Genomic DNA, 591 nt, shown 5'->3' with positions numbered 1-591 from the left:
GAACCAGATGACGATCTTGCACCCGGCCCCGCAACTGGCGAGCGCCTCGGATTCGGCGCGGGCGCGGCTGTCGTAGTCGAAGGACCAGCCGGCCCGCCCCGAGCCGGTCGAGAACGCGATCGCCCCGAACTTCTCGGCCGCCGCCGGCGCGGCCGCCGCCGCGACCGCGAGCGCGAAAGCGACGCCGGCGAGCCATCGACGGCACGCCGGGGAACCGGAAGCTCTCGCCATCTGAAACTTCTCTTCGCGGGTACCAAGATACCTTTTCACGCTGCGCCGACCGTAACCCGCATCGGGCGAGGCGCGCCATGAGAAATGCGTGGACCGCCACGGCAAGACGCTTCTGCTCGGGAGAACATTGTGCGAACATGCCGACCGGGCGAATGGCGCGACGCGGGACGACGGTGTCGCGGCGCGTGCGGGACGGCACGCCGCGACGCAAACTCCTGCTGCCTTCGCGACCGATTCGGGTCGGTCCCGATCGAGACAGACAGGACGGCGTCGGGCGGGGCCAAGGCAGGCGGGACGAACGCATGAAGGTCGCAGGGCTTTTCGCGGGCATCGGCGGGCTCGAGCGCGGACTGTCCGCCG

1 protein-coding gene is annotated in these 591 nt (G+C 70.4%); it reads right to left on the bottom strand.

What is annotated here, in order from left to right:
* Positions 1-231, bottom strand: a 231-nt coding sequence (locus tag ABTU92_RS30235; RefSeq protein ID WP_408095224.1) for a DUF4189 domain-containing protein, incomplete at its 3' end; no start/stop codon positions are given.
* Positions 232-591 lie beyond the last annotated feature (360 nt).

Source organism: Rhodoplanes sp. SY1, from assembly GCF_046000175.1.
Lineage (GTDB): Bacteria > Pseudomonadota > Alphaproteobacteria > Rhizobiales > Xanthobacteraceae > Rhodoplanes.
Note: the sequence above shows the minus strand (reverse complement) of the source record. Positions and strands in the feature narration are given on the sequence as shown.